Origin of the sequence: Desulfovibrio diazotrophicus, assembly GCF_902498985.2 — a bacterium.
Lineage (GTDB): Bacteria > Desulfobacterota > Desulfovibrionia > Desulfovibrionales > Desulfovibrionaceae > Desulfovibrio > Desulfovibrio legallii.
On record NZ_OX346397.1, the window covers coordinates 2,336,920 to 2,354,307 of the forward strand.

General features: G+C 65.7%; 16 protein-coding genes. 8 read left to right on the plus strand and 8 right to left on the minus strand.

What is annotated here, in order from left to right:
• Nucleotide 1: 1 nt before the first annotated feature.
• From J7I12_RS10110 to J7I12_RS10125, 4 genes are all read right to left on the minus strand, one after another.
• Nucleotides 2–292: an HMA2 domain-containing protein gene (locus tag J7I12_RS10110; RefSeq protein ID WP_242621239.1), complete on the minus strand. Its 291-nt coding sequence runs from the start codon at nt 290–292 to the stop codon at nt 2–4.
• A complete protein-coding gene (locus tag J7I12_RS10115) occupies nt 267–2,405 on the minus strand; it encodes a heavy metal translocating P-type ATPase (protein ID WP_288908598.1) in 2,139 nt (712 codons plus the stop codon). The genes J7I12_RS10110 and J7I12_RS10115 overlap by 26 nt, the downstream gene beginning before the upstream one ends.
• An 11-nt stretch (nt 2,406–2,416) precedes the next feature.
• The gene (locus J7I12_RS10120; protein WP_118229934.1) at nt 2,417–2,674 is read right to left on the minus strand and encodes a hypothetical protein; all 258 of its coding nucleotides are present in this window, start codon (nt 2,672–2,674) and stop codon (nt 2,417–2,419) included.
• A 259-nt stretch (nt 2,675–2,933) separates the two neighbouring features.
• The gene (locus J7I12_RS10125; RefSeq protein WP_118229935.1) at nt 2,934–3,182 is read right to left on the minus strand and encodes a FeoA family protein; all 249 of its coding nucleotides are present in this window, start codon (nt 3,180–3,182) and stop codon (nt 2,934–2,936) included.
• Nucleotides 3,183–3,423: 241 nt separating this feature from the next.
• Between J7I12_RS10125 and J7I12_RS10130 the strand changes: the two genes are divergently transcribed.
• The 6 genes from J7I12_RS10130 (at nt 3,424) to J7I12_RS10155 (ending at nt 11,768) form a co-directional block, all read left to right on the plus strand.
• Nucleotides 3,424–3,960, plus strand: coding sequence for a hypothetical protein (locus J7I12_RS10130; protein WP_288908596.1), 537 nt, complete (start codon nt 3,424–3,426; stop codon nt 3,958–3,960).
• 203 nt (nt 3,961–4,163) lie between these two features.
• Nucleotides 4,164–6,284 (plus strand): AsmA family protein, encoded by a 2,121-nt coding sequence (locus J7I12_RS10135; protein ID WP_498793651.1) that lies wholly within the window; start codon nt 4,164–4,166, stop codon nt 6,282–6,284.
• A 289-nt stretch (nt 6,285–6,573) separates the two neighbouring features.
• Nucleotides 6,574–7,422: a flagellar motor stator protein MotA gene (gene motA / locus J7I12_RS10140; protein ID WP_118229938.1), complete on the plus strand. Its 849-nt coding sequence runs from the start codon at nt 6,574–6,576 to the stop codon at nt 7,420–7,422.
• Nucleotides 7,423–7,554: 132 nt separating this feature from the next.
• Nucleotides 7,555–8,265, plus strand: coding sequence for an OmpA/MotB family protein (locus tag J7I12_RS10145; RefSeq protein WP_118229939.1), 711 nt, complete (start codon nt 7,555–7,557; stop codon nt 8,263–8,265).
• The gene (locus tag J7I12_RS10150) at nt 8,265–10,022 is read left to right on the plus strand and encodes a glycosyltransferase family protein (protein WP_302413134.1); all 1,758 of its coding nucleotides are present in this window, start codon (nt 8,265–8,267) and stop codon (nt 10,020–10,022) included. Before J7I12_RS10145 ends, J7I12_RS10150 begins: the two co-directional genes overlap by 1 nt.
• 186 nt (nt 10,023–10,208) lie before the next feature.
• Nucleotides 10,209–11,768, plus strand: coding sequence for a lipopolysaccharide biosynthesis protein (locus tag J7I12_RS10155; protein WP_288908017.1), 1,560 nt, complete (start codon nt 10,209–10,211; stop codon nt 11,766–11,768).
• A gap of 82 nt (nt 11,769–11,850) precedes the next feature.
• Here J7I12_RS10155 and J7I12_RS10160 read toward each other — a convergent pair whose 3' ends face one another.
• The 3 genes from J7I12_RS10160 to J7I12_RS10170 all read right to left on the minus strand — a co-directional run bounded on the left by J7I12_RS10160 (nt 11,851) and on the right by J7I12_RS10170 (nt 13,343).
• The gene (locus J7I12_RS10160) at nt 11,851–12,501 is read right to left on the minus strand and encodes a Maf family nucleotide pyrophosphatase (protein ID WP_118229942.1); all 651 of its coding nucleotides are present in this window, start codon (nt 12,499–12,501) and stop codon (nt 11,851–11,853) included.
• Between the two features lie 63 nt (nt 12,502–12,564).
• Complete coding sequence (yfcE, locus tag J7I12_RS10165) at nt 12,565–13,122, minus strand: phosphodiesterase (RefSeq protein WP_118229943.1); 558 nt, start codon at nt 13,120–13,122, stop codon at nt 12,565–12,567.
• Nucleotides 13,122–13,343, minus strand: a complete 222-nt coding sequence (locus J7I12_RS10170) for a Trm112 family protein (RefSeq protein ID WP_118229944.1) — start codon at nt 13,341–13,343, stop codon at nt 13,122–13,124. The genes yfcE and J7I12_RS10170 overlap by 1 nt, the downstream gene beginning before the upstream one ends.
• 183 nt (nt 13,344–13,526) lie before the next feature.
• Here J7I12_RS10170 and J7I12_RS10175 point away from each other — a divergent pair, with 183 nt between their 5' ends.
• Nucleotides 13,527–14,402 (plus strand): PHP domain-containing protein, encoded by an 876-nt coding sequence (locus tag J7I12_RS10175; protein ID WP_118229945.1) that lies wholly within the window; start codon nt 13,527–13,529, stop codon nt 14,400–14,402.
• A gap of 4 nt (nt 14,403–14,406) precedes the next feature.
• Here the strand turns inward: J7I12_RS10175 and J7I12_RS10180 are convergent, their stop codons facing one another.
• Complete coding sequence (locus tag J7I12_RS10180) at nt 14,407–16,221, minus strand: KUP/HAK/KT family potassium transporter (protein WP_130958011.1); 1,815 nt, start codon at nt 16,219–16,221, stop codon at nt 14,407–14,409.
• 190 nt (nt 16,222–16,411) lie between these two features.
• On the opposite strand from J7I12_RS10180, the gene J7I12_RS10185 reads away from it, so the two are divergent.
• Entirely contained in the window at nt 16,412–17,188 is a 777-nt protein-coding gene (locus J7I12_RS10185) for a helix-turn-helix transcriptional regulator (RefSeq protein WP_118229947.1), read from the plus strand.
• Nucleotides 17,189–17,388 lie beyond the last annotated feature (200 nt).

Genomic DNA, 17,388 nt, shown 5'->3' on the forward strand with positions numbered 1-17,388 from the left:
CCTACGCTTGCGGCGGGGTGGCGGGCTTGCCGGCCAGGACGGCGTCCAGGTATCGGGCCCAGGCTTCGCCGAGGGCAAAGAGGCGTTCGCGGGGCAGAGCGCTGCTGTCGTAATGGATGAGCAGGGAGCCGCTCAGGGTATTGCACTCCACGGCATGTACGCCGGGCACGGCTTCCATGCCGGTTTTGGCGGTATGGGCCACATGGTCGTGCAGCAGGGCAGGATGGCGGATGCGCACGCGGCCGTCCATGAAGCTGCGTACGTATTTAAGCAGATGCAGGGGGGCGCTCAAAGCGTATCTCCTCTTCCGGCAGGGCAGGGGGCAGGTGGGGGCGCATGGCGTTGAGGGCCACGCCCAGGGTAGTGAGGTTGTGCAGCAGGGCCGAGAGGCCTGGGCCCAGAACCATAAACATGCCGCCCAGCAAAAAGAGGCTGTTGAGAGTCATGGTGGCGGCGAAGTTGTAACGGATGCGCTGCAGGGTGCGCTGGCCCAGTAGGCGTGCGCTGACCAGTCCTTCCAGGCTGGGATGGGTGAGCAGGACGTTGGCCACCTCGCGGGCCAGGTCCGTGCCGTCGCTCATGGCCACGCCCACGTGGGAGGCTGAGAGGGCCGGGGCGTCGTTGATGCCATCGCCCACCATCAGCACCTTGCAGCCCTGGGCCGTAAGCTCCTGAACAATGCGGGCTTTGTCGGCGGGCAGCACCTGGGCGCGGAATTCTTTGATGCCGACGCTGGCGGCCACGGCGCGGGCCGTGCGCTCGTCGTCGCCCGTAAGCATGAGCACGCGTTTGACGCCCAGGTCCTGCAGGCATTGCACCACGCGCGGCGCTTCAGGGCGCAAGGGGTCTTCAATAGCCACCATGCCGGCCACGCGGTCGTCCTCGCTCATAAAGAGCAGGGAGCGGCCCATGGCGCTTTGGCGTTCCATTTCTTCCCGCAGGGGGGAGAGGTCCACGCCTTCGTCATGTTCCACATAGTGGCGGCTGCCCACGCGGATTTTTTTGTTGTGCAGGGTGGAGGCCACGCCGTGGGCCACCACATAGTCCACACGGGCGTGTTCTTCTTCGTGCTGCAGGCCCTCCTGCGCGGCCTGGCGCACCACGGCACGGGCCACGGGGTGGGGAAAGTGCTCTTCCAGGCAGGCCATGACGCGCAGCACTTCGTCCCGCTGAAAGCCCGGCGCGGGAAAGACCCCGGCCACGGCGGGGCTGGCCTGGGTGAGGGTGCCGGTTTTATCAAAAACCACGGTATCCGCTTCGCTGAGGGCCTCCAGGTAGCGGCCTCCCTTGATGGCCATGCCGTGGCGCGCGCCTTCGCGCATGGCGGCCAGCACGGCCAGGGGCGTGGCCAGCTTGAGGGCGCAGGAGTAGTCCACCAGCAGGACGGCGGAGGCCCGGCGGAAGTTGCGGGTCAGCAGCCAGACCAGACCGAAAAGGCCAAAGGTAAAGGGCACGGCCATGTCGGCCAGGCGTTCGTACTTGCCCTGGATGCCGGCCTTGAGGGCTTCTGATTCTTCAATAAATCTGACGACCTGACGCAGGCGGGTGCCGTCGCCCACGCTTTTGGCGCGGATGACCAGGCGGCCTTCCTCCACGGCGGTGCCGGCGTAGACCGTGGCTCCCGGCGTGCGGCGCACGCCCAAGGGTTCACCGGTCATGGAGGACTGGTTCACCAGGGCGCAGCCTTCCACCACTTCGCCGTCCACGGGGATGGAACCGCCGTCGCGCACCACCACCAGGTCGCCTTCGCGTACCTGGGAGAGGGGTACGGAAACTTCCGTGCCGTCCACCAGCAGCCAGACGTTTTCTACATTGAGGGCCAGACTTTCGGTGAGCGTGGCCATGGAGCGGCGACGGGTCCAGTATTCCAGGGTTTCGCCCAGGCCCAGCAGTACGGTGAGCATGCTCACCGTGCGGAAGTCGCGCATGACGAGCGAAGCCCCGATGGCGGCCGCGTCCAGCACGTCCACGCTGAGCCGGCCGTGCAGCAATGCGCCTACCCCTTTGCAGAGAAAGGGTACGGCCGCGGCCACGGCGGTAACGATGCGCAGGGCAAAGGGCAGCAGAGGGCGTACAAAAATATAGCGGAACAGAGGCATGAGCCCTTGCACGGGGGTGAGCTCGCCTTCGTCCGGTCCCTGGGGGATATCCAGGCTGTCGTAAGATGCGGCCGCGCCCACCAGCAGGGTCAGGGCATCGGTGCGGGCTTTGTCATCGGCATAGAACAGCAGCAGGCTGCCCGTAACGGGGTTGCAGCGCACGTCCTCAATGCCGGGCAGGGTGGCCAGGGCTCCGGCCAGAGCCGCGCCGCTGGCCGGAGCAAGAGGGGAAGAAGCGCGCACGCGCATTCTGCCGGAAGCGGGCGTGGCAAGGCCACGCAGTTCATGGACAATGTAGAAACGCATGCGCGGTCCGCCTACGCCTTGGCGGCGTCCTTGGCGGACGTCTTACGTTTTTCGGAAGCCTGGCGCGCCTCGGCGGTCAGATCTTCCACATCTTCCTTAAGGGCCTCCACCTTGCTCATGAGGGCGTCCTTGACGTCTATGCCCCGGCTGAGGAGGTCCGTGGCCAGAGGTTTAAAATTCACCTTGCCGCGCGACACGGCCACAGCGCCCACAGCACCCACGACCACGCCGCCCACAAACCACAGCGCATACTTCCAGCCATTATTCATGATAAAATCTCCTGGCATTACAGTGACAAAACCTCAATGACGGTCGTAAGCCAACGAACTGCGCCCCGGCAGACCGTACGGCGAACATCGCCTTGAAGCAGACCCCAAACGCGGTTCTGAGGGAAAACACAACAGACGCCCCGACGCCTGATGCTTCCGTCCCGCAAGGGATGGCTACGGCGTCGGGGATTCGCCTGCGCCCTCCCGCAGTACGGAATCCGAGGACTACGGGAGGGGAAGGAACCCCTGCTGTGTCAAATTAGCCGGCAGCACCGGAGAGGTCAACCTTGATGTAGTCGGCCTCACTGTTGCGCAGCGAAATAGTGACGCCCGAAAGGCGCAGGGCCACGGGGTCTTTGAGGGGCGCGCGGCCCACTATGGAAACCGTGGTGCCGGGGATGAGGCCCATGTCGCGGATGCGACGGTTCATTTCGCCCAGGGCTTCCACAGCGGCGATCTTGCCCTGCTGGCCCACCTGCATCTGACGCAGATTGACAATCTGGCTCATGCGTGTACTCACTTGATAAAATGCCCAAAGCGACGTGTTGCCCCGCGCCGGCCCGCTCCGCGACGCCGCCCGAACGCGGAAGTCATGGCGGTGCTGCCCGCCAGGGGCACGGCTCGCCAAGCAGCTTGCCCTCATGCCGGACTTGTGTCAAGAGAAAAGAAAATCAATTTCAACGCACTCTTCGCGTCCTCCGGGTGGGCCGACGGTTCTCGGGTAGCGGCGCGAACGTCAAGGAGATGTCATGAAAGAGGCTTTGGAACGCCCGTATGTGGCGCATGTGATGGAAGGCCGGGCGCGGCTGCGCCACCCTGTTCTGGCCGACGCCGCCAGGCGCGCTGCGGCGCGCGATCTGGCCTTGGGGCAGCCCGGCGTGCTGGAAGTGCGGCCCGGGGCGGCCTCGCTTTTGCTGCTGCTGCGTCCAGAGGCGGATTTCCCCGCCGTCTGCGCCGCTCTGGAAGCCGCCCTGCCCGATCTGCGCAGGCCCGTGGCTGAAGTGGTTGCCGCGGAACGGGCGGCAAAGCGCGCCCTGCGCCGGTCCCGCGCCCGGGCGGAAGTCCGCCAGGGCAGCCCTGCGCCGCTCTGCAGCAGGGATAAAAACGGTCGCGTTGTCATTTGCGGCGTCCCGCAGCGCAAGGTTGAAGTCCGCGCCCTGCTGGGAACCGCTGCCGTCTGTCTGACCGCCGGCCTGGCCGGAGCGGGGCGGCTGCATGTGCTGGCCGGCGCGGCCTGGGCGGCCCTGGCCGTCCACCACGTCTGGGTCCGCCGTAAAGCCCTGTAGCGTCCGGCAATTTAAAGAATATACATTCGCAGAACTGCCGGAACGTCTCCTTGACGTGCCACAGCGCAGAGGCGCGGCGTTTGCGCCCCTGTGGCGGGCCTGCCCCGCGCCTTGCCTAACCGGGACGCATCCCGTATACTCAGAATGCTGCCGGTAACTGTTCGCGCTTGCGGCGGACGGAACCGGCGGCCCAGGGAGACGGGATGCGAAGGGTTCTGCTCGCCGTACTGGCGCTCATCATACTCTTGGGGGCCGCGGGGGCCGTGCTGCTGGGCCGGGTGGACACCGACTTTGTGGTGCGCCGCATTGCTGCAGCCACGGCCCAGGCCACGGGGCAGCCGCTGGTTTTTGCCAGTGCGCCGCACATCGCTTTTTTCCCGCCCGGCGTGCGTTTCGGCGCGGCCCGCTGGGGGGCCGACCCGGCCGCCGCCAAGGCTGATGAAGCGTCGCGGGCCGCCCGCGGCCCCACGCTGACTGTCAAGGGCGGCATGGCCCAGCTGGAGTGGGCCGCCCTGCTCGCCGGCAAGGTGGTGGTGCGGGAAGTGCGCCTGGACAACCCCGTGCTGCGCCTGGACGCCACCGCTTTTGCGGCGCGCGCGCCTCATGAGACGAGCCTTGCGCCCGCAGCTGCTCCACAGGCCGCCAGGGAGCAGCCCGGCGCGCTGCCGGTGGAGCTGGACCGCCTGGTACTGCGCCAGGGCAGCGTGCTCTGGACCGACGCCGCCGGGCGGACGGCCCAAATTGACAGCATCAATTTTTCGCTGGAAAATCTGCGCCAAGGCCAAGAGGCTACCTTGCAGTGCGACTTTGTTTTCAGTCTGTCGCAACAGGCTGTGGGCGGGTCTGAGCCTACCGCCGTTGGGAGCGGCAGTACGGCCCCGGCCGAAGAAACCGCCGCGGCAAGGCCTGCCGCAGCCCTGACCGGAACCCTGGCCCTTTCGGCCAAGCTGAGCTATGCCCCGCCCCAGCTGCTTTTTCGGCAGGCTTCCGTCACCGTGACGCCCTTGGGCGGCCCCCTGCCGGAAAAAGCGGGCCCCCTGCAGCTGGCCGTGGAAGGCGCGCTGCTGCCTCTGGATGCGGCCGGCCCCCTGTTGCGGCTGGACAAGGCCCGGCTGACCACGCCCCAGGCCCACGCGGAGGCCCGCGGCAATGTGCGGCTGACGCCGCTTGCCGCCAACGTGGACGTTACCGTTGAAGCCGCGCCGCGTGCCCTGGCAGCGCTCTGGGGGCGGACCTTTAAGCCTGCGTCCGCAGGCGACAAGGACGCGCTTACAGCTGCGGCCCGCATAGCCTACGCCCCCCACGTTCTGACCATCAATGATTTGAAGGCGCGCTGGGACGCGGCTACCCTTACGGGCACGGCGCGCCTGACCCTGCCGGACGCAGGCCCGGCGGACCTCAAGGCCGACCTGCGCGCGGACACCCTGGACCTGAAGACTCTGCCCGCCGCTGCCGGGCCCGCCGCGCCCCAGACCGCTGACGGCAACGATAAGGCACAAAGCGTCGCCGCCGCTCCGGCCGCCCCCCCCACGCCCCAGCGCTCGACCCTGCCCGGCCTGGACCTCAACCTGGCGGTGGAGCGCCTGCGCTACGAGGCGCTGACGCTGCACGCCGTGCGGCTGGCCCTCAAGGGGAGCGCCGGGCGCTACGACATCGCCGAGGCCGCCGGAATGCTGGACACCGGCGGCACGCTGCGGGCCACGGGCAGCGTGGACGTGCCGGACCAGCGCTGCGCCCTCAAGGGCACAGCCGCTCAGGTGCGTCTGGGCCCGCTGCTGGAAGCCCTTGGCAAAGGAACATCGGTGGACGGGCTGGCGGATTTGCGCCTGGACCTGCGCGGCCACTGCGCTTCAGCGGCGGCCCTGAACAGCAGCCTTACGGGCGACGGCCTGCTGGAAATCCGCCGTCTGCGCCCCGGCGCCGCCGCGTCCCAGCCCATTCCCGGCCTTACCGGCAAACGGGCCCTGGTACCGGAAACCTTTGACCTGGTGCGCGCGCCTTTTACGGCCAAGAACGGGCAGCTGACCGCCCGGCCCGTCACTGTCACGGCCACGGATTTCAACGCCAGGGGCGAGGCCCGTCTCAGCCTGCCGCGCCAGTATCTGGAGGCCGAAGCCGAAGTGCGCACCTTGGGCCTGAGCGTGCCGGTGGTGGCCAAGGGGCCCTTGCAGCATCTGAGCTACGGCGTGGACCCCCGCTTTGCCCTGGACATGGCCGTCAAACTGCCCGGCGCATTGCTGGACACGGGCGGCAAGGCGGGCAAAGCCGGCGGCGAGGCCGTCAAAGACGCGGGCGGACTGCTGCGTCGGCTGCTGGGCAGATAATCCTTTGCGAAAAAAGAATTTTCTATTGTCTTGCCTTTTTGTGTATATGGACTAAATATTTTAGGCACTGTGACGTTAAGAATGGAGACGTCCCGTTTCCGTCGGCGGATTTTTCGTCGGGGCGGGAACGACGCGGCGCGGCGCACTCCACGCGCGGGGCCCACCATGACGTACAAATCGGCCCGTAAGGCCGGCGCGCTCCACACGGCCCCCAGGGCCGGAACGCCGGCCCCATAGCCCCCGGACAGCGGGGCCACCACTGGCAAGCCCTGAGCCCACAGGCGGCAGTATGTATCTAGTTATCGGTCTGGTCATAGTCGCGCTTTCGGTGTTTACCGGCTACACGCTCTCCCACGGCGAGTGGGCGGTGCTGTTCCAGCCTGCTGAATTCATCATCATTCTGGGCTGCGGCCTGGGCGCGTTTTTCGGTTCGCAGACCAAGTACACCTTCGGGCTCATCGTCAAAAGCCTCAAGCACCTTTTTGCCGACCCCGGCTCCAGCAAGGGGCGCTATCTGGAAACCCTGGCCCTGCTCTACGCCCTGTTTTCCAAGATGCACCGCGAAGGCGTCATCAGCATTGAAAGCGACGTGGAAAAGCCCGAATCCAGCCCCATTTTCAGCAAATATCCCAATATTTCCAAAGATTCCAAGGTAGTCAATTTTATTGGCGATACCCTGCGCGTCTACCTGACCACCGGCGACCCGGCCGATATTGACAGCCTTATGGACGTGGACATCAACACCATGCGCGAAGAAGGCATTCTGCCGGCGCACGCCGTATCACACATGGCTGAATCCATGCCCGGCATGGGCATTGTGGCCTGCGTGCTGGGTGTGGTGCTGGCTATGGGCAAAATCAACGAGCCGCCGGAAATCCTGGGCCACTACATTGCGGCCGCCCTGGTGGGCACCTTTTTCGGTATTTTGTGCTGCTACGGGCTGTTCGGTCCCATGGGTTCCAAGCTGGAAAACTACGTGGCCGAAGAACATTTTTATTATCATTCGGTCAAGGAGGCCGTGGCTGCGGCCATTCGGGGTTCCACCCCGCTCATCGCCGTGGAGTACGGGCGCAGGGCCATTCCCTATCCCTTCCGCCCCGCCTTTGCGGAGATGGAAGAACGCCTCAAGAGCGGCTAGCCCGGCGGGCCTGCGTCTGGCCCCCCTGCATGAGGCACGCCCGGGCGTGCTCCGGTTTTGCCGGCGGCCGGCCCCGCAACCTTGCGTGACGGCGCGCTTGGCTCGGCAGACCATGACCAACACGGAGGAAGTATGGGTGGCGGCGCATGGAAAGTGGCTTACGCCGACTTTGTGACGGCCATGATGGCCTTTTTTTTGCTGCTTTGGGTGCTCAGCATGGTGCCGCCCGACACCAAGGCGGGCCTTGCCGCCTATTTCAGCGGCGACCGCAACTTTGACTCCAGCTCCACATCGCCCATTTCCAACAATCCCTTTATTCAGAATACAGACAAAATCGACACCCGCGACCTTAAAATCAGCGAAGTGGAAAAATCCCACTACGCCATTGCCCAGAAAATCAAGCAACTGCTTATGGCCGACGCTGTCCCGCAAAGCGCTTCGGGCATCAGCGCCGATGATGTGGGCGTGCAGCTGCGGGTCAATTCCGACGTGTTGTTCAAGCCCGGCAGCGTGGAGCTGCTGCCCCAGGGCGACAAAGTGCTGCAGTCCGTGCTGCAGCTCATGAACGAGTACAATCTTTATCTGGTGGTGCGCGGTCACGCCGACGCCACTGAAACACGCCCGCCCTTCACCTCGGCCTGGGAGCTTTCGGGCGCGCGCGCCGCCGCTATGGTCAATTATCTGGCTACCAATGGCGTCAAGCCCACCCGCATGCGCGCCGTGAGCTACGGCGATACCCGTCCCCTGCGTCCCGGCCTGGACGAACAGAGCCGCGCCGCCAACCGGCGGGTGGAATTTTTCTTCCACCGGCCAGAGGTCATGTCCTACAGCGTGGTGTACTGATGGCTCCACGCAGTCCTGCCGCAGGCTTAGCCCCTCGCCGTGTCTGTCTGCCCGACCACACGGGCGTGGACGTGCATTTGCCGCACAGCCCGCAAGCCTGGGAATGCCGGGGCCAGGGGGCGGCCGTGCTGCTGCTGGGCCTGGGGCCGGGCCGGCCGCAGGATCTGCCCTTTGTGCGCGACGCTGCCGCCGTGTTCTGGCTGGAGGCCGCAGTCACCCAAAAAAATCTGGAAGCGCGCGCCCCTGAGGCCGCCGCCGCCCGCCGTCCGCTGCCCGCGCACTGGCGCGAGGTTTCGCCCCGCGCAGCCGCGGCCCTGGCCCCGCGCTGTCGCTGCTGTTTTTACCTGCCCGGTCTGCGGCTGGCCCCGGACTTCTGGGGCCCTCTGCTGGGCCGTCTGGACGCTGCGCTGCTCTCGGCGGACGTCGGCGACGTCGCGGCCACGCCGGCCTGGACCAGACAGACGGACGCCGTACGCCCCGACTCCTTGTCGGCCGCCGATCTTGCCGATAGTACGGGCCCCGGCCCCATTTTGCTGCCGGGCGGCGCGGACCAGCTGCTGCACGCCGAGCTTTGTCAGGCCTGCGCGGCCTGCGGCTACAGCCCCGTGCTCACCAATCTGCCCCGGCCGGAGCAGGGACGGGATCTGCAGCCCGGCCGACACGCCCGCGCCGAGGACGCCCTGGCGGCCTGGCGGGATCTGTTGCCCGCGCGGCGGCCCGCCATGCTGCTTTCCGTCAACCTGCGCGGCCTGGACCCACAGGGCCGGGTTTTCCACCTCTGCCGCGCCCTGGGCATTCCCGTGGCCATCTGGCTGGTGGACAACCCCTGGCATGTGCTTTCCGCCCTGCGCCTGCCCTGGTGGCGCGAGGCGCACCTTTTTGTCACCGATTCCGGCTTCATCCCCGGACTGCGCGCCTTGGGCGCCTGGGACGTAACCCATCTGCCCCTGGCCGCAGCCCCGCACATGTGGCGCGGGGAGGACGCGGACCTGCCGGAAGGCACGGCCCCGCCTTTGTTTGTGGGGCGCTCGGCCTTTCCCGAAAAAGAGCGGTTTTTTGCTGCCGTGCGCCTGCCGCAGGCCGTCGGTGAAGAAGCCGCCGCCCTGCTGCAGCAAAGCCAGGGCCCGGCCGACGGTCCCAACTTTTTTTGGTGGCAGCAAAGCCTGGGGCTGCGCAGTCCCTGGCCCGGCAATGAGGTGCGCCGCGCGGGCCTCGGTGCAGAGCGCTGTTCCCAGGCCAACCGTGCGCGCTGGCTCAAGGCCGCCGGGGCCTGTTCCGACGGAGAATTGCGCGTGGTCGGCGACGGCGGCTGGCGGGCCCTGCTGCCCGGAGCCGCTCTGCTGCCGCCCGTGGACTACTATACCCGCCTGCCCCAGCTCTACGCCACGGCAGCGGCCGTGCTCAATGTCACCAGCCTGTTGTTGCCCCACAGTCTGAGCCAACGCCACTTTGATGTCTGGGCCGCCGGAGGCCTGCTGCTCAGCGACGCCACGCCAGGACTGGACCTCTTTCCCCGTGAGTTGACGGAACCCGTTACCCTGCGCGGCCCGGAAGACTTTGCCCGTCGCCTGGCGGAACTGCGTTCCCGGCCTCAGGAGGCCCACGATTTGCGTCTGGCTTGGCGGCGGCATCTGCGCGCCCGGCACAGCTATGTCCAGCGCCTCCGGCGCATAGCCGACGTGCTGGGCGAGCCTCTGCCTCCGGAGGAGGGCGAGGAGGGGGAAAAAGGGCTTTGCAGGGGAAGCGGGCGGCTGTAAAAAAACGTATTCGCCTTTCCGGCGCACCCCGCAAAAAATTTTATTTCTGCTGCAGTCTGGCGCAGGGTCTTCCGGGCGCGATGGGGGCAGAGGGGCCGCCTGGCTTTGGCCGGCCCGCATGGGCGTGCGCCCCGGCCCCGCGGCGTTTTCCTTGTAGCCCGTCCGGAAGTGCGGTAATTTCCGGCCATGCAAAGCGCCACCCCCACCCTGGCCCGCCGTTACGTTTTCAAACTGCTGGCCAATGTCGCCTCCGTCCCGGTCTATCTGGCTATGGAAGCCATTTTGCCGCGCGCGCTGGGGCCGCGCATGTACGGCAACTACAGCTTTGCCACCAATCTCTTTCAGCAGCTTTCCGGCTTTCTGGACATGGGCACCTCTACCTGCTTTTATAATGCCCTTTCCCGGCGGCAGGAAGAATGCGGCCTCATCGCCTTTTATTTACGGGTAAGTCTGCTGGTGCTGGGCGTCAGCGCGTTGGCCGCCCTCTGCCTGCAACTGCCGGATGTGGGCGGGCTGCTCATGCCCGACGTGCCTCTGTGGCTGGCCCCCCTGGCCGCCCTGTGGGCTTTTCTGACCTGGTGGGGACGCGTGCTGCGTTCCATGAACGACGCCGTGGGCGTCACCGTCTCCTCAGAGCTCACGCGCACGGTCCTTTCCCTGCTGGCCGTGGGCCTGCTGGGCCTGCTGTTCTGGATGGACTGGCTGAACATCTACAGCCTTTTTGTCCAGCAGTACTTCATGCTGGGGGCCACGGCCCTGGGCTACTGGCTGGTGACCCGCGCCTATTGGCGCAGCCGCAGCCAGGTTCTCAGCCTGACCTTGACCCCGGCGCAGACCCGTGCCTACGGCCGGGAATTTTTCGCCTACAGCCATCCTCTGTTTGTCCAGGCTCTGCTCTCCTTCCTGCTGCTCTCGGCGGAACGCTGGCTTTTGCAGTGGTTTGACGGCAGCGTGCAGCAGGGCTTTTTTGCCTTGTCGCAAAAGGTGAGCATGGCCTGTTTTCTGTTTGTTTCGGCCATGACGCCCCTGATCATGCGTGAGCTTTCCATTGCCTGGGGCCACAACGACCGCGCGGCCATGGGCCGCCTGCTGGACCGCTTTGCCCCGCTGCTCTATGTGGTGGCCGCTTATTTTTCCTGCTTTACCCTGGCGGAAGGCGCGACTCTGGTGCGCTTTTTCGGCGGCGCGGAGTTTGCCGCCGCCACCCTGCCCGTGCAGATCATGGCCCTTTACCCGCTGCATCAGGCCTACGGGCAGTTGGCGGGCTCCGTCTTCCACGCCACGGGGCGCACCCGCGTGCTGCGCAACATGGCCGCCCTGGAATGCGTCTATGGCTTCAGCACGGCCTGGTTTCTGCTGGCCCCGCCCGATCTTTGGGGCTGCAACCTTGGGGCTGTGGGCCTGGCCATCAAGACCGTGGCCGTGCAGATAGTCACCGTCAATCTTTATCTCTGGCTGGCCTCGCGCTTCATTCCCCTGCACTTCTGGCGCAATCTGGCCCACCAGGTCTGGAGTCTGGCCGTGCTCCTGGCTCTGGCCTTTGCCTGCCGGGAGGGCACCCTGTACCTGGCCCCCAGCCTGGGCCTGGGTGGGGTGGATTCCATCCCGCGCTTCATCCTTTCCGGCGCGGCGTACACCTTCTCCCTGGGGGCGCTCTGTCTGGGCGTGCCGGCCGTATTGGGCCTGTCTCGTCAGGATGTGCGGGAATTGCGGGCCCGTTTCCAGGCCAGGGGACGTCATCTGTGAGGAATTTGCCGTAAGGACGCGCCACGGGCGGCGCAAAAAATCTGAAGGCGGCAGAACAACCTGACCCCCAAAACGCGGAGCGTCAGGCCCCCTGCCCGTGCCCGTCTGCGGGCCGCATCCAGCCCATTGCCAGCAGGGCCTGCGCCAGCGGGGCCAGCGGCAGGCCCACCACCGTGCTCCACGAACCTTCCACCCTGTCCACAAGAAAAGCTCCCTGCCCCTGAATGGCGTAGGCCCCGGCCTTGTCGTCGGGTTCGCCCGTGTGGGCGTAGGCCCGCAACGCCGCCTCAGGCCAGCGTCCGAAGCGCACCCGGCTTACGTCGCTGAAGACCCGCACTGTCCCTTGCGGCGGCGTCAGACACACGGCGCTGACTACCGTATGTTCACGGCCGTTGAGGCGCAGCAGCATTTCCAGCGCGTGCGCCCTGTCGCGAGGCTTGCCCAGGATGTCGCCTTCCAGGGCCACCACCGTATCCGCGGCCAGCACCAGGCTGTGGCCCCGCTCTGTTGCGGCAAGCCCCTGGGCTGCAGCCGTCGCCTTGGCTGCCGCAGCCCGGCAGGTGTAGGCCTCAGGGGTTTCGCCGGGCGCGGGGCGCGGTTCTGCCCCCGTGGGCTGGGCCAGGGTGAAAGGCAGCCCCCATTCTTCCAGGAACTGCCGGCGACGGGGTGAAGCCGAAGCCAGCACGAGGCGGCAGCCGGGCCGGAGCGTAAACAGCGGGGCCCATGCTTTCATGCCGCAGCACCGTGCCGCGTCGGGGCAGACAAGAGGGGATGACAGGAGGCGGGCATGGGAGTTTCAGACCGTGGGGGCGTGGCGCAGCACTTCGCCGCCGTGCGTGTCCAGAACGCGGAAGACGCCGTCCGCATACAGCCCGTAGCTGGGCGGAAAGCCGCCCTTGGGCAGGGCCAGGGAGCCCGGATTCCAGAAGTGCAGCCCGTCCAGGGTTTCGCCGCGCGGCACGTGGGTGTGCCCCCGCAGCAGCACCGTGCCGCGCGCAAAGCCGGGGCAGGGCGGCCGTTCGGGCACATGGTGCCCGTGGCTGGCAAAGACGCGCAGGCCGTCCACGGCGATCCAGGCGTTGTCCGCCACGGGAAAGGGCAGCAAGGCCAGGTCCACTTCGGCGTCGCAGTTGCCGCGCACGGCGGTGACCGGGCAGGGCAGAGCGGTCAGATCCGGCATGGTACGCAGCAGTTGCGGCGTGTCATAACCCGCAGGCAGCGGATTTCGCGGCCCGTGGTAGACCAGATCGCCCAGCAGCACCAGCAGGTCCGGGCGCAGCTCATTGGCCCGCTCCAGCAAAAAATGCAGGGCCGGCAAGGAACCGTGCAGGTCCGAAGCTACCAGCAGGCGCATCAGCCGCGCTCCACGGCCTGGGGATGGCCGGCATCCCATGTGGGGCGGTCCTTGGCCTCTTCGTCCAGCATGATGGGGATGTCCTCCCGCACGGGGTAGACCACCTTGCAGGCCGGGCAGGCCAGACCAACGGTTTCACCACTTTCTTCCAGGGCTTTGAGCCCGCCCAGGCAGCGCGGGCAGGCCAGAATACGCAGCAATTCTCCGGTTTCCAGGGGCATGGGTTCCTCCAGACAGGTAAAAAAACAGTATAGGCGCTTGTGTCGGCGAGTTCAAGACTTGCCCGCTTGCGCCTCATTGCGGTATACTGGTATCTTCGCAGTGCCCGGCAGCGCCGGTGCGACTCCGCGTCAGGGGTCGGCGACGCGGCGGCTGACCAGGGAAATCTGCAACCAGGACGCGCCATGCGACGTATAGATCTCCACACCCACACCACCGCTTCAGACGGCACCGACACCCCCGCCGAGCTCGTGCGCAATGCGGCCAAAGCCCAGTTGGCCGCTGTGGCCGTAACCGACCACGATACCCTGTCCGGCCTGGACGAGGCCGCCGCCGCAGGCAGAGAAGCGGGCGTCATGCTGGTGCGCGGCTGCGAAATATCCACCGGCACGGAGCTGGGCGAGCTGCACATTCTGGGCCTCTGGCTGCCGCAGAACGTTGCCCCCCTGCAGGAAAAACTGATCTGGCTGCGCGCTAAAAGGGACGAGCGCAACGTGGGCATTGTGGCCAAACTCCAGGCCCTGGGGCTGGAGGTGAGTATGGACGAGGTGCGGGCCGAGGCCAAGGGGGAAAGCGTGGGCCGCCCGCACATTGCGGCCGTGCTGGTGCGCAAGAACTATGTGCGGGACCCCGGCGAGGCCTTTCGCGTTTATCTGGGATGCAAGGGCAAGGCCTATCTGCCCAAGGCCGTACTGGAGCCCGAAGACGGCGTGGCCTTGCTGGCCCGTCTGGGCGCCACCGTGAGCCTGGCCCACCCCTTGCTCTGGAAGGCTCCGGAAGGCTGGCTGGAAAAAATGCTGGGCCGCCTCAAAGACTGCGGCCTGGACGCCATTGAAGCCTACCACAGTGAGCACTCGCAGCAGGATGTGCGCACTTGCCTGGCCTTGGCCAAGCGCTTCGGCCTGGGCGTCAGCGGTGGTTCCGATTACCACGGGGCCAACAAACCTGCCATCAGCCTGGGCAAGGGCTACGGCGGCTTGTTTGTGGGCTGGAATATTCTGGAAGACTTGCTGGCCCGCCGCCGCGCCGCCGGCCTGCCCTGCCCGCAGGAAGCCGCCTGATTTTTTACAGCGTCACCCGGCTTACCACCCCATGCACCGCATGGCTGGGCAGTTTGTAGAACTGCACAAAAGAGGGGGCCAGGCGCTTGATCAGGGCATAAATCCTGCCCAGAGGTCTGGTGGTGATGATGTCCTCCACGCCATAGAAGATGGCTCTGGGCCGGATGCCCGCCGCTGCCAGAATGGCGGCGATATCCACAACCTCCATATATCCCGCGCTGATTGCAAATACGCTCAGCCCGTCCGCAGGGCCCGCCGTCATCTGCCATTCCAGCCCCAGGGGCTCATACGTGCGCGCCACGCTCAGCATGATGTTGCGCTCGTACATGATGCCGTTCATGAAGATGGTCTTCACAATATAAGGCGAAACAGTGTCCAAACTGCGCAGAAAAAAGATGGCCGTGCCCGAAATGGGGCGGTTTTTGCGGCGCAGGGCCGCAAAAGCGGGCAGAAAGATCTTCTGCCGCATGGGCCGCATGCGCGCGTACACGGCCCGTTGCCCCCAAGTATAAATCAAAATGAGCGAAAGGGGCGCCAGCGCAATGACGATGGACCAGTAGCCCCCGTGCGGCAGCTTGTAAAAGTTTGCCAGCAGGTAAACCACGTCCAGGGCGCAGATGCCCAGAGCCAGGGCGCAGTGCCCCTTTCGGCCGCGCAGGCCAAAAATCCAGACCATGAATACGGCCGTGATGGTCATGCTGCCCGTGACGGCCAGACCGTAGGCGGCGGCCAGCCGGTGCGACTCTCCGAAGCCGCAGATGACCATGATGACAGCCAGGCAGAGCGCCCAGTTGACCGTATTGATGTAGATCTGGGAGTGCAGCTCCGGCGAGGTGTAGTCTACCTTGAACAGGGGCATGATGTGGGTGGCCATGCTCTGGTACATAATGGAAAACAGCCCGCTGATGAGCGACTGGGAAGCGATGACCGTGGCCAGAAGACAGAGCGTCAGAAAGGGGATGTAGAGCAGCGGCGCCTGGCTGTGAATCAGGGAAAACAGCACGTTGTCCACTTGTGGGTGCCCGATGAGAAAGGCCGTCTGGCCCATATAGTGCAGCACCAAAGCGCAGAAAACCATCCCCCAGGCTACCAGAATGGGCTTCCGGCCCATATGCCCCATATCCGCATAGAGAGCCTCGCCGCCCGTGGCGCAGAGGATGACCTCGGAAAGCACAAAAAAGCCTTTCAGCCCGTTGTGCAGCATGAAGTCCAGTCCATACCAGGGGTTCAGGGCCTTGAGCACCTGCGGGGCCTGCGTCAGGGCCACCAGGCCCGATGCGGCCAGAACCGCGAACCACAGGGCCATGACCGGCCCGAACACAGCCGCCAGCGCGCCGCTGCCCCGCCGCTGCAGGGTAAACAAAATCAGGGCGATGCTCAGGGCAATGCCCACCAGCACGCCGCGCGGCAGACCCTCCAGGCCGGGAATGACGGTCAGCCCCTCTACGGCGGAGAGGATGCTGATGGCCGGGGTGATGACCCCGTCGCCCATAAGCAGTGAAATGCCTACATAGGCCAGCAGGGTGGCCGCGCGCGCGGAGCGGTTTGACCGCAGCAGCGGCCGCAGCAGCGAGAGCAGCACAATGGTGCCGCCTTCGCCTCCCTTGCTCAGGCTCATGGCCAGCCAGGCGTACTCCACGGTGACCAGCAGCAGCAAAGTCCAGATGATCAGGGAAAGAATGCCCACAAAATGGGCCTCGGTACGCGCCGTAAGCATAAAGACTACGGCCAGAGTATAGATGGGGCTGGTGCCGATGTCGCCAAAAACAAGCCCCAACGATTTGATTACATTGGCTGGAGTGGCTTTTTGCTGTTCCATACCTTCTCCTTGCCGCGCAAACGCCCGTAGAAGCCGCCCCCCAGGGCGCGGCGGGGACGTCAGTATGGGACCATAGAGCAGCCCCGCTCGGCTGGCAAGTCTGCCGCCGCTGCAACAAGGGGTAGGCAAAATCGCTTTATTGGTATATGCTATACAAAATCCATAGTCCTTTTCCCCACGGGAGGCCCCCATGTCTAAGCAAGAAGCCGCCCCGCCCCCTCCGGCGCCGCCCCGCCCCCAAACCTCTGCCGCCGTAAAACCCCGCTCCCGCCGCCCCGGCGTCGCCCTCCACAAGGGCGAAAGTGGCCCCATCTTCGCCAATGCCGTGCGCGTGGCCGGCATGGTGGCCCGCACCCTGGGGCCTTTTTGCGAAGTGGCCGTACATGATTTCAGCGATATGCAACATTCGCTCATTCACCTTGAGGGTTCTTTGACGGGACGGCGCGTGGGCGCGCCCGTCGCCAGCATGGTAGCCAAGGCCCTGCGTCGGGGCGGCGACGCGGTGGAGGACGCCTTTGCCTTTGCCTCCACCACGCCTTCGGGCCTGACGCTCAAGTCCTCCATCTGCTTTCTGCGCAACGGTCGGGACGAGGTGGTGGGCGCCATTTGCCTGCACTTTGACCTTACGGATCTGGAGCGTTTTCAGGGCGTGCTGCACGGGCTGATGCGCTTTGAAAACGCTCCGGGCAGGGAACTGACCGAGCTTTTTCCCGCCTGCCTCAGCGACACCAGTGATTCCATCATTGAAACGGCTATCCGCAAGGCGGGCAAGCACCCCGCCGCCATGAACCGGGAAGAAAAAAAACAATTTGTGCGCATGATGGACGAAGAAGGCGCGTTTCAGGTCAAGGGCATGGTGCAGCACCTGGCTCGCGCCATGCGCATTTCCATCTACACCGTCTACAATTATATGCGCCAGATCAAGGAAGAGGAGCAGGGCAAGGGCTTGGGCGGGATGGAGGAATAGACCTTGCGCAGCAGCGCAGATTGCCTTTGAGGATAGGCATTCGCAAAGATTGCGGCACGCGCGTTCCGGCGCTTGCCAGCACAAATGTGGTGCGCTTGCGCCTCCACGGCGGGCGGCTGCTTACGCAAGCGTCAGGGCATTGCAATGGTGCAATGCCTGGGCCGCGCGCGGTGGCCGGACCAGCCGGCGGCGCAGAGCCA

Coding starts and splice junctions, on each gene's coding strand:
- J7I12_RS10155 (WP_288908017.1), top strand. CDS start 10,209: ATGCAAAGCGCCACCCCCACCCTGGCCCGCCGTTACGTTTTCAAACTG.
- J7I12_RS10185 (WP_118229947.1), top strand. CDS start 16,412: ATGTCTAAGCAAGAAGCCGCCCCGCCCCCTCCGGCGCCGCCCCGCCCC.
- J7I12_RS10170 (WP_118229944.1), bottom strand. CDS start 13,343: ATGCCCCTGGAAACCGGAGAATTGCTGCGTATTCTGGCCTGCCCGCGC.
- J7I12_RS10130 (WP_288908596.1), top strand. CDS start 3,424: ATGAAAGAGGCTTTGGAACGCCCGTATGTGGCGCATGTGATGGAAGGC.
- J7I12_RS10180 (WP_130958011.1), bottom strand. CDS start 16,221: ATGGAACAGCAAAAAGCCACTCCAGCCAATGTAATCAAATCGTTGGGG.
- J7I12_RS10125 (WP_118229935.1), bottom strand. CDS start 3,182: ATGAGCCAGATTGTCAATCTGCGTCAGATGCAGGTGGGCCAGCAGGGC.
- J7I12_RS10135 (WP_498793651.1), top strand. CDS start 4,164: ATGCGAAGGGTTCTGCTCGCCGTACTGGCGCTCATCATACTCTTGGGG.
- J7I12_RS10175 (WP_118229945.1), top strand. CDS start 13,527: ATGCGACGTATAGATCTCCACACCCACACCACCGCTTCAGACGGCACC.
- J7I12_RS10115 (WP_288908598.1), bottom strand. CDS start 2,405: ATGCGTTTCTACATTGTCCATGAACTGCGTGGCCTTGCCACGCCCGCT.
- J7I12_RS10150 (WP_302413134.1), top strand. CDS start 8,265: ATGGCTCCACGCAGTCCTGCCGCAGGCTTAGCCCCTCGCCGTGTCTGT.
- J7I12_RS10145 (WP_118229939.1), top strand. CDS start 7,555: ATGGGTGGCGGCGCATGGAAAGTGGCTTACGCCGACTTTGTGACGGCC.
- J7I12_RS10160 (WP_118229942.1), bottom strand. CDS start 12,501: ATGAAAGCATGGGCCCCGCTGTTTACGCTCCGGCCCGGCTGCCGCCTC.
- J7I12_RS10120 (WP_118229934.1), bottom strand. CDS start 2,674: ATGAATAATGGCTGGAAGTATGCGCTGTGGTTTGTGGGCGGCGTGGTC.
- yfcE (WP_118229943.1), bottom strand. CDS start 13,122: ATGCGCCTGCTGGTAGCTTCGGACCTGCACGGTTCCTTGCCGGCCCTG.
- motA (WP_118229938.1), top strand. CDS start 6,574: ATGTATCTAGTTATCGGTCTGGTCATAGTCGCGCTTTCGGTGTTTACC.